This is a genomic window from Citrobacter sp. MGH100 (assembly GCF_001034465.1).
Classification (GTDB): Bacteria; Pseudomonadota; Gammaproteobacteria; order Enterobacterales; family Enterobacteriaceae; genus Citrobacter; species Citrobacter youngae.
This window is the reverse complement of sequence record NZ_KQ089800.1, coordinates 988,249-1,004,312: the sequence shown is the minus strand read 5'-3', so window position 1 is coordinate 1,004,312 and position 16,064 is coordinate 988,249. Positions and strand designations below refer to the sequence as shown.

Genomic DNA, 16,064 nt, shown 5'->3' with positions numbered 1-16,064 from the left:
TAATCCTGCCTGCCAAAGAATAACGCGGAGTATTATTTTTTATAGCACCTGCAATGCAGATTGCCATTCCGCGATACCGAAAGTTCCACTTTCAATGAGAGCATGCCGCCTTTTCACTTAAAGCACACTATCACACCACCAGTTTACATTAGTCTGGTTATTTATCCCGCATAAGCTGGCGTTCACGCCAGTTGCCAGACTATTGTCACCCAGTGCACAATGCGAACAAAAATACGCCAAATCATAAACTCGGTGAATGTTTTCATAAGCAAACATCACATACTCCACCGTTATAGCGGCTCAGACTAATACTGCTGACAGGAAACTAAGAACGCGCCTGGTTTTACCAGGTTAACTGGACAGAATCTGCTAGATTTATCATCACGGTTTTTTATCGATGGGTAGTAAGATGTTGCACGTGTCATGGGACCCTGTACTGATTGGGATTTCCTTTGTTGTCGCATTCATTGCTTCGTTTATTGCCCTCGATAGCGCAGGGAAAGTGGCGATCTCTAATCGTCGGGAATCGACTTTCTGGCGTTTATCTGGCGGGGCAACGCTGGGGATGGGGATCTGGTCGATGCATTTTATTGGCATGCTGGCCATGAAAATGAGTATGCCAATTAATTATCACTTTTCACTCACGGCATTTTCTTTTTTGATCGCACTCATTTCCGCGACGCTTGCCATCAATATTGCGATATCAGGTCAAACGCTTTCGACCAGGCGGCTTATTGTTGCAACAAGCCTATTAAGCACCGGTGTTGTGACCATGCACTACGTTGGCATGGTCGCTATCGTTGAACATGTTGCTATCCGCTGGCAGTTCTCACTCATTTTGCTTTCCGTGGTCATTGCCATTATCGCGTCAGGGATCGGCCTGTGGTTAGCTTTTCATTTGCGGCAAAATACCCGACGCGCATTAATAAACCGACTTATTGCCGCTCTGGTAATGGCGCTGGCGATCGCCTCAATGCATTACACCGGGATGGGGGCGGCCACCTTCACGCATTTCGGTCACACTGCGCATGATGGACTGAGCACGCTGGAACTCTCTATCTGGGTCTGCGCCGTCACGCTGGTGATTCTGGGTATTATGCTGGTCATTTCGATGGTGGATTCTCAGCTACGCACCTCAAGACTGGCCGATAATCTGCATCAACTGAACTGCCAGCTTGAGCACCAGGTCCACTTCGATGCGCTGACCGGCCTTGCCAATCGAACGCAAATAGACGTCTGCTTACAGACCTGCCTGCGTCATTCCAAACTGCATCAACAACACTTCGCCCTGGTCTTTATCGACCTTGATCGATTCAAAATCGTAAACGACACCTGGGGCCATCACATTGGCGATCAGTTGCTTATCTCCAGCACACAACGCATATACAACTGCCTTGAGGACACCATGACGCTGGCGAGGCTGGGTGGTGATGAATTTATCCTGCTGGTGCCAAACAGCAACCGGGAAGCAATTTCAGTGCTGATGACCCGTATTGCCAGCGCCGTCAAAGAACCTTTTACACTGTTTGGACATACCATTCGCGTTTCGTTAAGCGCGGGAAGCAGTCTTTATCCCGAACACGGCTCAACGTTACATGAGCTAAAAGTTAAAGCCGATACTGCGATGTATCATGTCAAACAGGCTGGCAGAAACGGCTGGGCGATTTATACCCCAGAGATGGAGGCTATCGCCGATACGCCACCAACGTTCTTGCAGGAACTGTCGCAAGCGCTTGAGCGGAATCAATTTGAATTATGGTATCAACCTAAATACACCGCCGGGGATCGCTCTCTGACGGGGTTTGAGGCGTTGTTACGCTGGCACCATCCTGAACGCGGCATTCTGCTGCCGGCTGAATTCCTGCCCGCACTTGAAGAAACAGGCCTGATTATTCCTGTCGGCACCTGGGTTCTCCAGCAGGCATGCGGTCAGTTATATCAATGGAAGTCACAAGGCCACACGGAGTGGACCCTTGCCGTTAATCTGTCACCAGCCCAGTTTGAACAACCTGATATTGTCGATATAGTCTGCAACGCCCTGGCACAATATCAGCTTTCACCAGCACATCTCACGCTGGAACTGACTGAAAGTACGGCACTTAAAAATTTAAAACGCAGCGTAGAAGTCCTGAACGCGTTTGCCGATTTGGGGATCACCGTTTCTATTGATGATTTTGGCACCGGTTATTCAAATATATTGATGCTGAAATCACTTCCGGCACGAGAATTAAAAATCGACAGAATATTTGTCAAAGATATTAGTGAGAACAGCAAAAATACAAAAATCGTGTCTACTATTATAGACATAGCGCACTCTATGAATATGCGCGTTGTGGCAGAGGGTATAGAGACCCAGGAGCAGGAAACGCTGTTAACCCAGATGGGCTGCGGTGTGCTGCAAGGCTTCCTGTATGCGAAACCGCTGCCAGCACATAAAATCTATGACTTGATACAAACTGAAAACGCCACAAAAGTAAAACCAACGGTACAACCCTTGTCTCACCGACAATCAATAACATTGTGAGATTGCATAATTAAAAAAATTCGCCAATAAACCGGCAACACAGCATATGAAGATAACGGGATTATCGATGAGCATAAACGAGCTGCATTCACTGGATTTATTAACCATTCCGGTCTGGATCGTTTCGCCACATACCGAAGAACTGGTGTTCGCCAATACCGTTGCACGGGAACTGATGCAGGCCCCGTGTTTCCCCCCTCTCAGAAAAGGCACATTCTCCACGCACGCACAAAATGATTTACCTATGTATCTTAGTGATTTGCGAAATCATCATGACATTGTAGAGATACTCACGGTTTACCGCGAAAGCGAGGAAATCGCGCTGGCCTGTCGTTTGTCCATCAGGACGCTTCAGGATATAGGTGATGTTATCCTCTATGAAGGCATTGAAACACCGACAGCGCAAGGTCTGAAAGCCAGCCGCTCTGCCACCTATCAGCGGAAAAAACAAGGATTCTATGCCCGTTTTTTCCAGACTAACTCAGCACCCATGTTGCTTATTGATCCGTCACGCGACGGATTGATTGTGGATGCAAATCTCAGTGCCCTGAATTTCTATGGCTATGATCATGACGTGATGTGTCAGAAGCATACCTGGGAAATCAATATGCTGGGGCGCCATATATTGCCGATAATGCATAAAATTGCGCATCTTCCTGGTGGCCATAAGCCCTTACATTTTGTCCACAGACTTGCCGATGGAAGCACCCGTCACGTACAAACCTATGCCGGTCCTATCGAAATCTACGGCAATAAGCTGATGCTGTGCATTGTTCACGATATTACCGAGCAAAAACGTCTGGAACTGGAACTGGAACGCGCCGCCTTGCATGACGCGTTAACCGGATTACTCAACCGGCGGCATTTTTATCAGATAACTGAGCCAGCGCAGACACACACAACATCGTTAACGCAGGATTACAGTTTGCTGCTAATCGACACCGACCGGTTTAAAAGCATCAACGATCTTTTCGGGCATTTAAAAGGGGATGATGTACTTTGCGCGTTGGCACGCACCCTGGAATCCTGTGCAAGAAAAGACGATCTGGTTTTTCGTTGGGGGGGAGAAGAGTTTGTACTGCTTTTGCCACGCACGTCTTTAGATGCAGCACTTAATCTCGCTGAAGTAATACGCGCGACGGTAGCCAAGGTGAGCCTCCCTGGCCTTCCCCGCTTTACTGTCAGTATTGGTGTGGCGCGACACGAAGCCAATGAAAGTATTGATGAGTTATTTAAACGCGTGGACGACGCATTGTACAAAGCCAAAAATGAAGGCAGAAACAGAGTGCTGGCTGCCTGATGACTACCCTGTCTAGCGACTACGTTTAGCGTGGCGTTCCCAGTTCTCCTGTTTCGCCAGCGCCGTTTTACGTAACGCCACATAACATGCCCCGCTGCCGCCATGATGCGGCAGTGCGGTGCAGAAAGCCTGCACATCATCAAACTCCGTTAACCAACGCGCGACGTAGCTACGAACGATGTTGGCATGGGAGTTATCATCACGCCCCTTACCGTGAATCACCAGGACGTTGCGCAACCCATCCTGCTGCGCCTGTAAAATAAAGCTAAATAGCATCTGGCGGCAGGTTTCAACGGGCTGTCGCACAAGATTAAGGCTTGCTTGTTGCGGATATTTCCCGGTGCGCAGCTTGTCAGTCACGCCATGCTGTAACCCTTCACGACGAAACTCCAGCGGAACGCTCAGCGGGACGATATCCAGAAAACCTGTCGAGAGAAAGTTATCCAGCTGCAGCGTATCAATACGTGCCGGAGCGCGAAGATTACGCGTTGGCTGCCAGTGAACATCGGCGCATCCCTTCAGTGGTTGAACATCCCCCATGGCGTCAAGAAACAGCGATGCATCATCATGGTTCATGTTTCATCCTCCAGCGATTTTACGACGGTCATTATCATAACCGCGCACTATTATACCGACAACGGTTTACGGTTATTTCCAATAACGCACCGTTCGACATTCCTTTACCTCCACAAGTTAAGATCCGTTTTTGGGGGTATAGAAACGACTATCACTGACATGATAATGTGTAACCCCGCCTGTAATGAGAAAAACGGATGCTGAACTTACTTGAAGACATCATTGCAACACCCCTAGGCCCGTTGTGGGTAATTTGTGATGAGCAATTTCGCCTGCGTGCGGTTGAATGGGATCAACATCGCGATCGTATGGAGCAATTACTCGATATTCATTATCGTTCCGAGGGTTATCAGCGTATTGCTGCCAAAAACCCCGGAGGGCTAAGCGATAAGCTGGCAGAGTATTTTGCGGGAAATCTCAGCATTATAGATACGCTTGAAACCGCAACAGCGGGAACCCCTTTCCAACGCGAGGTCTGGAAAGCGTTACGTTCTATCCCCTGCGGGCAGGTCATGCATTATGGACAACTGGCTGAACAACTGGGGCGCCCCGGTGCCGCCAGAGCCGTTGGTGCGGCTAATGGTTCCAATCCTGTCAGCATCGTCGTCCCGTGCCACCGCGTGATTGGACGGAATGGCACAATGACTGGCTATGCGGGTGGCGTGCAGCGAAAAGAGTGGTTATTGCGCCATGAAGGCTATCTGCTACTCTAGAATCCAGGCAATTAATGCCTTATTCATCACACTTCCACACAATGCATCCCCAAATAAAGTGCGGTTAATCAGATAGATACAAACATTCAACTCGCTTATGCCTGAATTATTCTCTATTGGGAGTAGCTCAGGCTTACGTGCTCACCAAAAAGATGTTAAAATTGACAAATATCAATTACGGCTTGAGCAGACCTATGATCCCGGAAAAGCGAATTATACGGCGCATTCAGTCTGGCGGTTGTGCTATCCATTGCCAGGATTGCAGCATCAGCCAGCTTTGCATCCCGTTCACACTTAACGAGCATGAGCTTGACCAGCTCGATAACATTATCGAGCGCAAAAAGCCTATCCAAAAGGGGCAGACGCTCTTTAAAGCAGGTGACGAGCTTAAGTCACTCTATGCTATCCGTTCCGGAACGATAAAAAGCTATACCATTACCGAACAAGGCGATGAGCAAATCACCGGTTTCCACTTAGCGGGCGACCTGGTTGGTTTTGACGCGATTGGCAGCGGTCACCACCCAAGCTTTGCCCAGGCGCTGGAAACGTCAATGGTATGCGAAATTCCTTTCGAAACCCTGGATGACCTGTCCGGTAAAATGCCGAACCTGCGTCAACAGATGATGCGTCTGATGAGTGGCGAAATCAAAGGCGACCAGGACATGATCCTGCTGTTGTCGAAGAAGAATGCTGAAGAGCGCCTGGCGGCCTTTATCTACAATCTGTCCCGCCGTTTTGCCCAGCGGGGCTTCTCTCCGCGCGAATTCCGTCTGACAATGACCCGTGGCGATATCGGTAATTACCTCGGCCTGACGGTTGAAACCATTAGCCGCCTGCTGGGTCGCTTCCAGAAAAGCGGTATGCTGGCGGTGAAAGGTAAATATATCACTATTGAGAATAGCGACGCGCTGGCCGTCCTTGCTGGCCACACGCGTAACGTTGCGTAACCTTCTCAGTTAACCTTCTGTCAAATTGCTAAATTACCCCAATTTAATGGTTTGGCAGAAGGCTCTTCTGCTCTGATTTAATTAAAATATAAAAACTATAAGTGTACTCAATATAAATATTCCCATCATTAATGCTGTCACAATAACTACGGTTAAAAACTCTTTCCTGCCTGGTAGCATAAAAAGCCTCTGAGGTGATTCAATATAATAACCAAACTATTCCATGGTCAGACATTTACTTCTGTAAATAATCCAATATTCTCAGCCGAGATAATGATGCAGGATAGCAGCGGTCAGCACACCAATAGCAACGGTGACAGGCATAGGAAAACGTAATGCGGCGATCAGTGTTAAACCTAATGCGATAAGATCGGCAGGGTTTCCGGACGCAAAATAAGGTGCGATAAATGCCAGCATGACGCATCCTGGCGATGATTTAAGAACGGCCATCGATCTGGGGGATAACACCCGGTTGCGCAATATCATGTACGACGCAATACGTGTCGCATAGGTGGTCAGAGCCATCAGGAGGATGGCGAACAGCGTTTGCTGGTCTGGCATTATTTATCCCCCTGCAACCATGCAACCACTAATCCCACCAACGGACCTGCCATGACATACCAAACACCGGGGACATAATGATAAACCGCAACCGCAACAATCAGGCTGGCAAACCACGGTATCGCTTTGCGAAAACCGCTCCACATGCCCCTGACAAGCACAAGGAATACAGCGGGAAAAGCCATATCAAAACCGTAACGATGAACATCGCCAAGCACAGGGCCGATTAACGCGCCTAACGTGGTACAACCTACCCACATAGTATAAAAAGAAAAAGAAGCGGCTAAATAATAAGGCATACTAAAATGAGGAACATTATTAATGCTTCTTTTATATGCATCACTATAACTTAACGCCCAACTTTCATCAGTCATAAAAAAAAGTGCAGGTAAAACTTTACGCTTAGAAAAACGCATCAACAGCGGAACAAGAGTTGCCCCCATCAGAATATGTCTGCTATTAACCAGGAATGTAACTGCCATAATAAGAAAAATATGGGGAGGTGAAGTCCAGATTTGTATTGCTGCAAATTCAGATCCACCAGCGAAATTTAATCCCGTCATTAGCGGAACAGCTAAACCATTGAGTCCTTTATGGCTGGCCTGGGCCCCCAAAACCAGAGCAAAAGGAATCACGCCAAGTAAAACGGGAAAACCGTCTTTCAACCCACGGACAACGTCTTTTCTAATACTATCAATAGCTGTCGGATCATCTGCAGATCCTGCGCCATCTATACTTTCACTCATACTTTTCACACTCATACCCGATGCCTGTTCTGACCCATTTTGATACTGGCGTCAGAATAGAATGCGTGACACTATTAGTAAATATAAATAGTGTCACATTACACTTATGGTGATCCGATGCGTGAGCGTTCTCCCTGGCAGCCAAGACTGTCCAGCAATGCGACATCTCCAACAGAACAATTAGTTGAGGCCCTGGCCGAAGATATCCTCTCAGGATCGCTTCAGCATGGCGCCCGCTTACCAGCCCACCGTAATTTAGCGGACACATTGGGTATCGGGCTTGGCACCGTAACGAAAGCCTATGGGATCCTTGAGAAACGTGGACTTGTCAGAAGTGTGAAAGGAAGCGGGATGTTTGTAGCACTAGCAAATTCGCGTGGTCAGACCGTCATCGATTTGTCGCAAAATACCCCCCCGGCTGCGCTAAGCTCGCGTTCACTCAGCGCGACACTTTCGGCAATCGCTCGCCGTCCGGATATGGACATGTTCAACACCTACGCGCCAGCAGCCGGCCATGACGAACACCGTCGCCTGATGGCTCGCTGGTTCAACAGGCTGGGAATGCCCGCTGATTATCGCCAACTCATTATTACCAGCGGAGCGCAACATGCGCTTTCAGTGGCGTTATCAACGGTATGCGAACCTTTTGGGACACTTTATGTGGAGGCGCAAACGTATTCCGGACTGATCCAACTTTCACGGCTGTTAAAACTGAGACTGGTTGGCATTCCGATGGATGACGAAGGGATGGATGTTTCAGTATTGGAGAAAATGCTGGATGCCAGCGATGACAAACGCAGTGCGGTATATGTCACTCCCCTGCTACAAAGCCCTTCGACGCGCATAATGAGTCTTGCCCGGCGAAAAGACCTGATACGCGTTTGCCGTGCAAACGCATTATTTATTATCGAAGATGATGTCTATCGACTCACCCGTAATATTGAACTCCCACAAATTGCCCGATTAGCACCGGATATCACTTTATATGTAAATAGCTTATCTAAAATACTGAACCCCACGTTACGCATCGGCGGACTTCTGCTGCCTGAACAGCTATATTCCCGAGCTGAATCCATGCTCAGAGCAACGGCAATGATGGTTTCCCCGATAAGTTGCGCGATCATGGAGCAATGGTTACTTGATGGTACTGCGGAAACCGTAACCTCTGCGATAGAACACGAAACAGTTCGCCGCTATGAATTAGCCTTTTCTATTTTAGGTGAGCATCTTTATCGCTCCGGGCATCCCAGCTTTCACCTCTGGTTGCCACTGGCTCGCGAAAGCGTACAACCGTTCTACGAAGCAGCCTTAGCGGCAGGGATCAAAGTTACCTCACCCGTATCAACAGAGGTCAACCCGTTATCCGAGCAGTCAGGTATCCGACTGTGCATTGGTGGGCCGGAGATCGAACAACTTCACCGGGCACTCTTAACTCTTAAAGAGATTGCCGGGCAGTTGAAACGTCCACACGTCCAAACTTTTTCCGTGTAGCGCGCAAGCACAATAGAAACAACGGAAAATGGTTTAAATTGAGCGGGATGTGGGGAAAAGCTGGAGATTTCCCCAGTTTATTGATCTGGCAAGAGGTTCTCCCCTGTTTCAATCCACATTATTGGGTTACTCTTTTAAATACAAACTGCGGTGACAGTTGTAAGGAGACCCTGTATGGCTATGTATCAAAACATGCTGGTAGTCATCGATCCAAACCAGGACGATCAACCAGCATTACGGCGAGCTGTTTATTTGCATCAACGGATTGGTGGCAAAATTAAAGCCTTTTTGCCGATCTATGACTTTTCCTACGAGATGACCACCCTGCTGTCGCCGGACGAGCGTACGGCAATGCGTCAGGGGGTCATCAGCCAGCGAACTGCATGGATACGTGAACAAGCGAAATACTATATCGAAGCAGGGATCCCGCTTGATATTAAAGTGGTCTGGCACAACCGTCCCTTTGAAGCCATCATCCAGGAAGTGATCAGCGCTAAGCATGACCTGGTGCTCAAAATGGCACACCAACACGATCGCCTTGAAGCCGTAATTTTCACACCAACTGACTGGCATTTGTTGCGTAAATGTCCAAGCCCGGTATGGATGGTCAAAGATCAGCCGTGGCCGGAAGGTGGTAAAGCGCTGGTAGCGGTGAACCTCGCCAGTGAAGAGGCGTATCACAATGCACTCAACGAAAAACTGGTCAAAGAAACGTTGCAGCTCGCAGAACAGGTTAACCATACCGAAGTACACCTGGTGGGCGCCTATCCTGTAACGCCTATCAACATTGCGATTGAGCTACCTGAATTTGATCCCAGCGTGTACAACGACGCCATCCGTGGACAACATCTGCTGGCCATGAAGGCATTACGCCAGAAATTCAGTATTGATGAAAAAGTTACACACGTTGAAAAAGGATTGCCTGAAGAGGTCATCCCGGATTTAGCTGAGCATTTACAGGCGGGTATCGTGGTACTCGGCACCGTTGGGCGCACCGGCATATCAGCTGCGTTTTTGGGGAATACCGCAGAACAGGTTATCGACCATCTGCGTTGCGACCTGCTGGTTATCAAACCGGATCAGTACCAGACCCCGGTTGAACTGGACGACGAAGAAGACGATTAACCCTGTAGCAAAATGCCGGATGGCGATGTCATCCGGCATGACATGTTCTTAGTGCTTCTCCTCGCCTCCGAGGAAATAGATACCGAGCGGAATAGCCAGCAAAATAGTAAAAACCATACTGTAGACGCAAATCATTGCGGATTGAATGGCATACATCGAAGCTGTCCAGTCGGAGAGCGGAATGTCATACTGTTCAATGACGCCACCAATCGTCGCGCGCGTCACAACCGATGCCGCAATAATAAATACCCCAAGCAGACATAACAGAAACTTCCGTCCCTTCGCTGTCTTCAGCTTAGCCATGATCATAATATCGTCCTTATGCAGATGAATACCGTGTTACTTTGCAGCAACAATACCATGACATCAACTCACTGTCTGCTACATACGCCACACTCAAACTTGACATGCGTACTATTCGCCTGAAAATAACGCTGATTGTATTATTTCGCTCTCCTTTTGATGAATGATCTGACAGCCTGAACTAGGTAAAATATCCGCTGATGAAGGATGTCAGATGATATTTAGCTAACACGGAGTGACCTGGGAGAATCATGATCGCTGAACTGTTTATAAATAATGCGTTTAATTTAACGGTAATTCTCAGCAGCTGTGCAGCGTTAGTCCTGATGAGCGTGTGGTTTCATCGTAGTGAAAAACACTGCAAAGGATTCATATTCCACGCAGCACAGTTTTTTGTTTATGCCATTATCATTGGTACGTTTGGCACTATTGCGAATAACGTCATCGATAGTTATAAGCTGAAATTTATCTCCCCAAGCGTGGTCGACTTTATCTGTACCTCGTTGATTGCGTTGATCCTGACGATAAAACTCTTTCTGGTCATCAACCAGTTTGAAAAAACGCAGATTAGTAAGGGCAGAGATATCACCAGTGCGAGGATCATGTCACGCATCATTAAGATTACGATCGTCGTCGCCATCATCTTGCTGTACGGTGAGCATTTCGGCATGAGCCTGTCAGGGCTGTTAACGTTCGGCGGCATCGGCGGTATCGCTGTCGGTATGGCAGGTAAAGATATCCTGAGCAATTTTTTCTCTGGCATTATGCTCTACTTCGACAGGCCGTTTAGCATCGGTGACTGGATCCGCTCTCCGGACCGAAATATCGAAGGTACGGTAACGGAAATCGGCTGGAGAATGACCAAAATAAACACCTTCGACCACCGTCCGTTATACGTGCCGAACTCAATTTTCTCTTCCATCAGTGTAGAAAACCCGGGGCGGATGAGTAATCGACGAATCAAAACGGTGATCGGGTTACGTTATGAAGATGCTGATAAAATTGGCGCAGTTGTCGAGTCGGTCAGAAAAATGTTGCAAAATCATCCCGGAATAGATCAAAAACAAACCCTGCTGGTCTATTTTAATGAATTTGCCGATTCATCGCTGAATATCATGGTGTATTGCTTCACGAAAACCACCGTGTGGCAGGAGTGGCTTGCTGTACAACAAGATGTGTACTTGAAAATTATTACAATAGTTCAGGAAAACGGTGCTGACTTTGCGTTCCCCAGTCAGACGTTGTATATGGATAACGCCGAGGCACAACCTTCTGCCCACTAACCAAAATCAAGACGCGGATACCCGCGTCTTTCATCTGTTCGCTGTCTGCTGAAAGCACAACATCACTGCCCCCGGGCGTCTGGCATCAGCTTCTTTGCCTGGCGACCGCGTGAATAACGTAACATCAGCCCCCAATGCTTTAGCAATCTTGATCGCCATGTGTCCCAGGCCACCCAACCCAACAACAGCGACTTTACTCCCCTGCCCAACCTGCCAGTGACGCAACGGCGACCATGTGGTGATACCGGCACACAACAACGGTGCAGCACCACGTAAGTCGATTCCTTCCGGCACCTTCACGACGAACAAAACTGTGCGGGACCAGATCTTCTTTCACCGCCAGCGCGGCATAACCCTTCACGTTCATGGCTATTTCGATCTCCTCAGAGATAAAGTGCACCTCAACCAGCATAGCTCAGGGCAACAGGTTGTACTCGGCGTCAGCGACCGGCTCCAGCCATTCATTCGATGCGCCTGCTACCGGGATTTCTACCGCAATATGGGCAAACCAGCTATCACGTGCAGCTCCGTGCCAGTGTTTCATTCCCGCCGGAATATGAACCACATCACCCGTTTTCAGTTCTCGCGCAGGTTGATTCCACGCCTGGTACCAGCCTCTGCCGCCAGTCACCAGCAGAATTTGACCGCCCTGATGATGAATGTGCCAAAAATTACGGCAGCCAGGTTCAAATGCAACGTTACCAATCACCACTCCTTCCATTGAAAGCATGGTCAGATAGCTGGTCCCGGTGAAGTACTTCGCATAGGCTTCATTTTTCTCTCCCCGGGGAAAGACGCTGTTGCCATCAAATTGTTCGTTCATCATGACTCCTGCTGGGGTATTAGCTAACGGAATTCCTTAAATACATTCATCAAGAACTGCACGGGCATTTTCCGCAATCTCAGCACCACAGTGCTGCTTAAGTAGCGCAGTAAACGCGATAAGTTGCTCAGGGCGGAACCCAACATTCAGGCTGATCGCGAAGTGACTTTTCAGTTGGCTGTTCACGCCGCCCAGTACGGCTAACGCAGAGACGGTTGCCAGTTCACGAGTCGGCCAGTCCAGTACATCGCGCTGAAAAATATCGCCAAACAGATGTGCTTTAAGCCAGGTATCAATGGCAGGGGCAAAATCAAACAGCGGACCGCTAACCGGCTGTCCAACCAGTTGGGTTTGCGTTTGGCTCCCCGCCAGCAGGCTGTTCCAGTCAACAGGTTGCGGCGTAGTGGATTTCCCTTCTGGATCCACAATCCCTTTTTCTTTGCGGACTTTCACTACCGACATCAGGCACGACAGGCCATTCAGGCTACGGGGAAAACCACAGTACGCGTAAAGCTGCTGTAAAACCTCTTTCACTTCATTCAGCGTTAGTCCTGCATCTAACCCTGCATTAAGCGCTGCCTCCAGCTTATCTGGCTGTCCTGTGGCAGTGAATGCTGCAATGGGGACAACTGCCAGTTGTCTGGCATTCAAATGATTTGACATGTTCGATTCTCCGGGGAGGCGACAGCCTCTGCCGCCGAATGCTGAAAACGCAAAAATTATAGAGGCTCAGCGTATCGACGATTAGAGGGTTAAATAAGGACAAACCTATGAAGACAAGTCATGAATAGCGCTATCCACAATGTGGCAGTACAGCGCTGTCCGTCACATCCACTTGCGGTGCATCCAATTTCACGGGCCAGCGACTCATATGCTGGATAAACTCGACACATGAAAGATATTTTTTACGGCAGCCGAAACGCTGAAGTTCAGAGAGGCTGCCGCAACACTCGGTCTGGCCACCCAACAAATAACCCGAGGTATTACTGAACTACAGATCCTGCGCGGGCAATTTTGTCATCCGGCCTGATCTACGTATTACGCTACAATCTCGATTAAATTACCGTCGGGGTCCTGAATGACGGCCTCGTAATACCCGTCACCGGTGGTTCGTGGTCCGGAGACCAGGATGCCCTGTTCTTTTGCGCGTATAGCCAGAGCATCAACATGCCCCGCGCCACCAACAGAGAGAGCCAGATGCACCCATCCTGAAGTGTTATTGTCAGGTACAGGGTGGGTCAGTCCCGGTTTGGTCATTAACTCAATCGCAATGTCCTCACCAATGTTGACGAAATAAGATTCAAACCCGGGATTGGTTTTGCTGCAGTATTTTTCGTTTATCACACCATCAAAAAACGACACCCAGAACCGGGCTTGTCGTTCAAGATCCCGGGTCCATAAAGCCATGTGTGCAATTTTCATCGCGATCCTCTTATCGTTTACTCTGAACGGTACGCCCCCGTTAAGGGATATTGACATCCTGCATTATAATGCAGGATTATGCACGTTATTGCTCGATGTTTATTTTTATGGAGTTCTCATGCTCGATTACGCTGCATTCCCGGATCAACGCCAGGCGCTTATCTATCAGATCCTGCAGGAAAACGGCAGAGTGATCTGTACTGAACTGGCCGTCCGTTTGGGGGTGTCAGAACATACGATCCGCCGCGATTTACAAGAGTTGTGTAAAGAAGGTGTTTGCAAGAAAGTCTATGGCGGGGCTGTCATTTCACTACCAGAGTCAGCTGACATCACAGTACGCAAGAATATTAATACCGCGAAAAAGAGCAGCATCGCGCAAAGATGTGCCCGGCTAGTGAAATCCAGAAGCTGTATTTTTATCGACACAGGAACAACCAACCTGGCAATGGCTGAAGCCCTTCCCGCTGAGCTGGCATTAACCGTCGTGACAAATTCACCTGATATTGCCGCCGTACTGCTGAAAAAACCGCTATTCGAGGTCATCATGTTAGGTGGGCCAGTGCAGCGATCGTCCGGTGGGTGCGTAGGTCCGACAGCCATTGCCCAGGTACAGGATATTTTATTTGATCAAGGTTTTATTGGTGGTTGTGCGATGGCACCGGAGTCCGGATTAACCGGGTTTGATTACGCCGATTGTGAGTTTAAAAAAGCGGTAATTAAGCAGTGTAACGAAACTATCGTCGCACTGACGGCGGATAAGATCCCTGCCGTCGCACGTTATGTTGTCACCGCCAGCAGTAACATTGATGTCATTGTCGTGGAGGAAAACATCAGCAAACAGTACGGCACCGCTTTTCAGGCGCATGACATCCGCATTTACACCGTATAACGGTGGCGCAGTCTTTTTACGTGTAAATTCAACGGAATATCACGGTGCCAAAAGTGGCGCCAGCCGTCAATGGGGTAATGGCTGACAGATAGTCCAGGCGAATTCTATGATGGTGTTCATGGCACTCCACAAGCAAGAATTCCTCTTTGTCTGCTGTGGTGCATGTCGTCACGGCCCTGGCATCAAAGTGTTCCCCGGTAGTCAGTTCAATGCGCAGCAAATAGTGATAGAGACAGGCAATCTCCAGATAGTCATGCAGATCGCAATCGACAGGATGGTACTTTTCTGCCGCACACATAAATCCCCCCTTCCCTATGTCCACGCCGGTTCGGGAAATAGCTCACGCGACTTCCCGAACATGCGACGCTATTTCAGCGCTTCGATAGGTGCGCCAAAGTTGATATGCAGCACATTACCGTCGATTACCAGAGCGGGAACAGACTTCACTCCGATTCGCTCCGCCTCTGCAACGTGATCGGGTTGTTCTCCCAAATGAATAACCTCGATTTCCACATCCGGGGACAGATACTGTAGCAGTGTTTCTTCTGCGGAAACGCAAACCGGGCAACCAGCATGATAAAAACGGGCTTTGGTCATGATACCTCTCCTTTAAATTATAGTATCGAATCGATACTATAATTTATGCTACGCCAGTTTTATGCTTTGTCAATATAGTTTTTAGTCGATACTATATGCCGAGGAGGATTTTGTTATGCATGATATGTCGCTTTTTGACGTACTGGACCGACTGTCTGGTCTGACGCGGATGTGGTTTCGCCAGCATCCTTTACTGGCGGATCTTCAGCCAGTACAGCTCAGTGCGTTGATGTATCTCGCACGCTGTAACCGCTACTCCAATACGCCTCTCGCCGTGACGGACTACCTCGGTCTCACCAAAGGAACGGTGTCACAATCGCTAAAGTTGTTGGAATCAAAAGGACTGGTGGTACGCACGCAGGATGCCAGGGATAAGCGTAGCGTTCATCTGCAGCTCACCGAGTCGGCCAAAAATTTGCTGGATGCCCTGCTTCCCCCCTCATTTTTGATGACGGGCGAATCTGCGATGGGTGAACGCGCGGGTTTACTCAAGGAGCTACTCTTCGAACTTCTGCGGGGCATTCAGCGCACCAGTAATGTGCCGGGATTTGGTCTGTGCCAGAGCTGTCGGTTCCACCAAAAAGTAAATGGTCAGGGATTTTGTAATTTAACGAAAGAACCGTTGAGCGAGGATGATTCGATGTTAATTTGTCGGGAGCATCAGCCCCCGGACGTATGATCTTCTCTGTTATAGTGTCTTCATGTGGCCGGGTTGCCGCTTTCCAGGATAACCACTCGCTACAGGCATTTGACACGGCGATATT

The 16,064-nt window shown here is 48.7% G+C and carries 18 protein-coding genes and 1 pseudogene; 9 read left to right on the top strand and 10 right to left on the bottom strand.

The window, feature by feature from the left end; genetic code table 11:
* The first annotated feature begins 409 nt into the window (after nt 1–409).
* Together SK32_RS04760 and SK32_RS04755 are read left to right on the top strand one after the other, a co-directional pair.
* On the top strand, nt 410–2,524 hold the full coding sequence (locus SK32_RS04760) for a putative bifunctional diguanylate cyclase/phosphodiesterase (RefSeq protein WP_048211545.1): 2,115 nt from the start codon (nt 410–412) through the stop codon (nt 2,522–2,524).
* 67 nt (nt 2,525–2,591) lie between these two features.
* On the top strand, nt 2,592–3,824 hold the full coding sequence (locus tag SK32_RS04755; protein ID WP_048211544.1) for a GGDEF domain-containing protein: 1,233 nt from the start codon (nt 2,592–2,594) through the stop codon (nt 3,822–3,824).
* A 12-nt stretch (nt 3,825–3,836) separates the two neighbouring features.
* Here SK32_RS04755 and smrA read toward each other — a convergent pair whose 3' ends face one another.
* Nucleotides 3,837–4,400, bottom strand: a complete 564-nt coding sequence (gene smrA / locus SK32_RS04750) for a DNA endonuclease SmrA (protein WP_048211543.1) — start codon at nt 4,398–4,400, stop codon at nt 3,837–3,839.
* A gap of 197 nt (nt 4,401–4,597) precedes the next feature.
* Here smrA and ogt point away from each other — a divergent pair, with 197 nt between their 5' ends.
* Both ogt and fnr read left to right on the top strand, forming a co-directional pair.
* Entirely contained in the window at nt 4,598–5,113 is a 516-nt protein-coding gene (ogt, locus tag SK32_RS04745) for a methylated-DNA--[protein]-cysteine S-methyltransferase (RefSeq protein ID WP_048211542.1), read from the top strand.
* 194 nt (nt 5,114–5,307) lie between these two features.
* The gene (gene fnr, locus SK32_RS04740; RefSeq protein ID WP_003020397.1) at nt 5,308–6,060 is read left to right on the top strand and encodes a fumarate/nitrate reduction transcriptional regulator Fnr; all 753 of its coding nucleotides are present in this window, start codon (nt 5,308–5,310) and stop codon (nt 6,058–6,060) included.
* A 261-nt stretch (nt 6,061–6,321) separates the two neighbouring features.
* On the opposite strand, the gene SK32_RS04735 is transcribed toward fnr, so the two are convergent.
* Both SK32_RS04735 and SK32_RS04730 read right to left on the bottom strand, forming a co-directional pair.
* Nucleotides 6,322–6,621 carry an AzlD family protein gene (locus SK32_RS04735; RefSeq protein ID WP_048211541.1) on the bottom strand — a complete coding sequence of 100 codons (300 nt, stop codon included), beginning with the start codon at nt 6,619–6,621 and terminating at the stop codon, nt 6,322–6,324.
* Entirely contained in the window at nt 6,621–7,382 is a 762-nt protein-coding gene (locus SK32_RS04730; protein WP_048211540.1) for an AzlC family ABC transporter permease, read from the bottom strand. Before SK32_RS04730 ends, SK32_RS04735 begins: the two co-directional genes overlap by 1 nt.
* 102 nt (nt 7,383–7,484) lie before the next feature.
* Between SK32_RS04730 and SK32_RS04725 the strand changes: the two genes are divergently transcribed.
* Together SK32_RS04725 and uspE are read left to right on the top strand one after the other, a co-directional pair.
* The gene (locus tag SK32_RS04725) at nt 7,485–8,858 is read left to right on the top strand and encodes an aminotransferase-like domain-containing protein (protein ID WP_048211539.1); all 1,374 of its coding nucleotides are present in this window, start codon (nt 7,485–7,487) and stop codon (nt 8,856–8,858) included.
* A gap of 174 nt (nt 8,859–9,032) precedes the next feature.
* Entirely contained in the window at nt 9,033–9,983 is a 951-nt protein-coding gene (gene uspE, locus SK32_RS04720; protein WP_005126626.1) for a universal stress protein UspE, read from the top strand.
* Nucleotides 9,984–10,031: 48 nt separating this feature from the next.
* Here the strand turns inward: uspE and SK32_RS04715 are convergent, their stop codons facing one another.
* On the bottom strand, nt 10,032–10,292 hold the full coding sequence (locus SK32_RS04715) for a DUF2534 family protein (RefSeq protein ID WP_048211538.1): 261 nt from the start codon (nt 10,290–10,292) through the stop codon (nt 10,032–10,034).
* 245 nt (nt 10,293–10,537) lie between these two features.
* On the opposite strand from SK32_RS04715, the gene SK32_RS04710 reads away from it, so the two are divergent.
* Nucleotides 10,538–11,569 carry a mechanosensitive ion channel family protein gene (locus SK32_RS04710; RefSeq protein ID WP_048211537.1) on the top strand — a complete coding sequence of 344 codons (1,032 nt, stop codon included), beginning with the start codon at nt 10,538–10,540 and terminating at the stop codon, nt 11,567–11,569.
* Nucleotides 11,570–11,591: 22 nt separating this feature from the next.
* On the opposite strand, the pseudogene SK32_RS26390 reads toward SK32_RS04710, so the two are convergent.
* The 4 genes and pseudogenes from SK32_RS26390 to SK32_RS04690 all read right to left on the bottom strand — a co-directional run.
* Nucleotides 11,592–11,875 (bottom strand): annotated as a pseudogene (locus tag SK32_RS26390) (zinc-binding dehydrogenase); the annotation flags it as partial.
* A 109-nt stretch (nt 11,876–11,984) separates the two neighbouring features.
* The gene (locus SK32_RS04700; RefSeq protein ID WP_048211535.1) at nt 11,985–12,392 is read right to left on the bottom strand and encodes a cupin domain-containing protein; all 408 of its coding nucleotides are present in this window, start codon (nt 12,390–12,392) and stop codon (nt 11,985–11,987) included.
* Nucleotides 12,393–12,428: 36 nt separating this feature from the next.
* Nucleotides 12,429–13,055: a carboxymuconolactone decarboxylase family protein gene (locus SK32_RS04695; RefSeq protein ID WP_048211534.1), complete on the bottom strand. Its 627-nt coding sequence runs from the start codon at nt 13,053–13,055 to the stop codon at nt 12,429–12,431.
* A 375-nt stretch (nt 13,056–13,430) separates the two neighbouring features.
* On the bottom strand, nt 13,431–13,814 hold the full coding sequence (locus tag SK32_RS04690; protein WP_048211533.1) for a VOC family protein: 384 nt from the start codon (nt 13,812–13,814) through the stop codon (nt 13,431–13,433).
* A gap of 118 nt (nt 13,815–13,932) precedes the next feature.
* On the opposite strand from SK32_RS04690, the gene SK32_RS04685 reads away from it, so the two are divergent.
* Complete coding sequence (locus tag SK32_RS04685; protein WP_048211532.1) at nt 13,933–14,703, top strand: DeoR/GlpR family DNA-binding transcription regulator; 771 nt, start codon at nt 13,933–13,935, stop codon at nt 14,701–14,703.
* A 28-nt stretch (nt 14,704–14,731) separates the two neighbouring features.
* On the opposite strand, the gene SK32_RS04680 is transcribed toward SK32_RS04685, so the two are convergent.
* The gene (locus SK32_RS04680) at nt 14,732–15,001 is read right to left on the bottom strand and encodes a Rho-binding antiterminator (RefSeq protein WP_048211531.1); all 270 of its coding nucleotides are present in this window, start codon (nt 14,999–15,001) and stop codon (nt 14,732–14,734) included.
* 68 nt (nt 15,002–15,069) lie between these two features.
* Nucleotides 15,070–15,300: a glutaredoxin domain-containing protein gene (locus SK32_RS04675; protein WP_048211530.1), complete on the bottom strand. Its 231-nt coding sequence runs from the start codon at nt 15,298–15,300 to the stop codon at nt 15,070–15,072.
* Between the two features lie 115 nt (nt 15,301–15,415).
* On the opposite strand from SK32_RS04675, the gene SK32_RS04670 reads away from it, so the two are divergent.
* On the top strand, nt 15,416–15,979 hold the full coding sequence (locus SK32_RS04670) for a MarR family winged helix-turn-helix transcriptional regulator (protein ID WP_048211529.1): 564 nt from the start codon (nt 15,416–15,418) through the stop codon (nt 15,977–15,979).
* Nucleotides 15,980–16,064: the final 85 nt, after the last annotated feature.

Coding starts and splice junctions, on each gene's coding strand:
- SK32_RS04680 (WP_048211531.1), bottom strand. CDS start 15,001: ATGTGTGCGGCAGAAAAGTACCATCCTGTCGATTGCGATCTGCATGAC.
- uspE (WP_005126626.1), top strand. CDS start 9,033: ATGGCTATGTATCAAAACATGCTGGTAGTCATCGATCCAAACCAGGAC.
- SK32_RS04730 (WP_048211540.1), bottom strand. CDS start 7,382: ATGAGTGTGAAAAGTATGAGTGAAAGTATAGATGGCGCAGGATCTGCA.
- SK32_RS04685 (WP_048211532.1), top strand. CDS start 13,933: ATGCTCGATTACGCTGCATTCCCGGATCAACGCCAGGCGCTTATCTAT.
- SK32_RS04710 (WP_048211537.1), top strand. CDS start 10,538: ATGATCGCTGAACTGTTTATAAATAATGCGTTTAATTTAACGGTAATT.
- SK32_RS04715 (WP_048211538.1), bottom strand. CDS start 10,292: ATGATCATGGCTAAGCTGAAGACAGCGAAGGGACGGAAGTTTCTGTTA.
- SK32_RS04700 (WP_048211535.1), bottom strand. CDS start 12,392: ATGAACGAACAATTTGATGGCAACAGCGTCTTTCCCCGGGGAGAGAAA.
- ogt (WP_048211542.1), top strand. CDS start 4,598: ATGCTGAACTTACTTGAAGACATCATTGCAACACCCCTAGGCCCGTTG.
- SK32_RS04725 (WP_048211539.1), top strand. CDS start 7,485: ATGCGTGAGCGTTCTCCCTGGCAGCCAAGACTGTCCAGCAATGCGACA.
- smrA (WP_048211543.1), bottom strand. CDS start 4,400: ATGAACCATGATGATGCATCGCTGTTTCTTGACGCCATGGGGGATGTT.
- SK32_RS04670 (WP_048211529.1), top strand. CDS start 15,416: ATGCATGATATGTCGCTTTTTGACGTACTGGACCGACTGTCTGGTCTG.
- SK32_RS04690 (WP_048211533.1), bottom strand. CDS start 13,814: ATGAAAATTGCACACATGGCTTTATGGACCCGGGATCTTGAACGACAA.
- SK32_RS04675 (WP_048211530.1), bottom strand. CDS start 15,300: ATGACCAAAGCCCGTTTTTATCATGCTGGTTGCCCGGTTTGCGTTTCC.
- SK32_RS04755 (WP_048211544.1), top strand. CDS start 2,592: ATGAGCATAAACGAGCTGCATTCACTGGATTTATTAACCATTCCGGTC.
- SK32_RS04695 (WP_048211534.1), bottom strand. CDS start 13,055: ATGTCAAATCATTTGAATGCCAGACAACTGGCAGTTGTCCCCATTGCA.
- SK32_RS04760 (WP_048211545.1), top strand. CDS start 410: ATGTTGCACGTGTCATGGGACCCTGTACTGATTGGGATTTCCTTTGTT.
- fnr (WP_003020397.1), top strand. CDS start 5,308: ATGATCCCGGAAAAGCGAATTATACGGCGCATTCAGTCTGGCGGTTGT.
- SK32_RS04735 (WP_048211541.1), bottom strand. CDS start 6,621: ATGCCAGACCAGCAAACGCTGTTCGCCATCCTCCTGATGGCTCTGACC.